This window comes from Amycolatopsis echigonensis, assembly GCF_014174495.1.
In the GTDB taxonomy this organism is placed as follows: Bacteria; Actinomycetota; Actinomycetes; order Mycobacteriales; family Pseudonocardiaceae; genus Amycolatopsis; species Amycolatopsis echigonensis.
This window is the reverse complement of the sequence record NZ_JACJHR010000219.1, coordinates 1-1,448: the sequence shown is the minus strand read 5'-3', so window position 1 is coordinate 1,448 and position 1,448 is coordinate 1. Positions and strand designations below refer to the sequence as shown.

Sequence of the window (1,448 nt, the reverse complement as noted above, 5' to 3'; positions counted from 1 at the left end):
TCCCTAAGGTTGATGTTGTTCGGGGATCGCCCTGAATGCCCAGGGCGATGGGGTGTGGCTGATCGTGGGTTTGCCGTCAGGTGGCTCGAGGAGAATGGCCGCCCCGTCGTTCTGGACGCCCTGGCCACTGATTCAGATCTGATGCGGACCGTCGCTGTTTAGGGACCTGTTGGCGGGGTTGTCCACGGGGTTGAGCAGCAGTATCGGGAGAACGAACGTGACAGAACGGCCGCTGGTCTGGGTCGGTGTCGATGTCGGGAAAGCGGCCCATCACGCGTGCGTGATGGATCCGGCGGGCAAGGTGGTGTTCTCGCAGAAGGTCGCCAACGACCAGGCTGCGATCGAGCACCTCGTTGCTCGTGCCCATCAGGCCGCCGGCGAAGTGCGGTGGGCGATCGATCTGACCAGCAGCGCCGCGGCGCTGCTGGTCGCAGTTCTGATCGCGACCGGGCAGCAGGTGGTCTACGTGCCAGGCCGGGTGGTGAACCGCATGACCGGGGTGTTCCGCGGCGAAGCGAAATCCGATGCCAAGGACGCGCGGGTGATCGCCGAGACCGCCCGGATGCGCACCGACCTCACGCCGATCACCGCCACCGATGATCTGGTGATCGAGCTGACCCGGCTGACCGCGCATCGCGAAGACCTGATGGCCGACTGGGTTCGTGGTGTCAACCGACTGCGCGAGCTGCTGACCGGCATCTTCCCTGCGCTGGAACGGTCCTTCGACTACTCCACCCGCAGCGCCCTGGTACTGCTGACCGGCTTCCAAACCCCGGAGTCGATCCGGACCGCCGGCACCGACGGTGTGGCTGCGTACCTGCGTGAGAACGGAGCATGGGCCAAAGGCATCCCGGCGATGGCCGCGACCGCGATAGCCGCTGCGGCGGCTCAGACTTTGCGGTTGCCCGGCGAGGCGACCACAGCAGTGCTCATCGCCGGGCTGGCCCGGCAGCTGCTGGACTTGGATCGGCGGATCAAGAACACCGACAAGCTGATCACCAGCCAGTTCCGCGAACATCCGCACGCCGAGATCATCGAGTCGCTGCCCGGCCTCGGACCGATTCTCGGTGCCGAGTTCATCGTGGTCACCGGCGGCAACCTCGCCGCCTTCGCCACGGCCGGGCGCCTGGCTTCCTACGCCGGGCTCGTTCCCGTGCCGCAAGACTCCGGTCGCGTCACCGGAAACCTCCGTCGTCCCAAGCGCTACAACCGTCGACTGCGCCGTGTGTTCTACATGGCAGCCCTGTCCAGCCTCAAGGTCAGCGGTCCATCGAGGGTTTTCTACGACAAGAAACGCGGCGAGCGGCTGATACACACCCAGGCGCTGCTGGCGCTGGCCCGCCGCCTGGTGGACGTGCTCTGGGCCCTGCTGCGCGACGGGCGGACCTTCACCCCAGCCGCGCCACAACCCGCTACCGCTGCGGCTTGACACGGTCATTCAGATTCTC

At 66.4% G+C, this 1,448-nt stretch carries 1 protein-coding gene; it reads left to right on the top strand.

What is annotated here, in order from left to right:
- Positions 1 to 217: 217 nt before the first annotated feature.
- Positions 218 to 1,429 (top strand): IS110 family RNA-guided transposase, encoded by a 1,212-nt coding sequence (locus tag H5411_RS46370; protein WP_013673394.1) that lies wholly within the window; start codon positions 218 to 220, stop codon positions 1,427 to 1,429.
- The last annotated feature ends 19 nt before the right edge of the window (positions 1,430 to 1,448 follow it).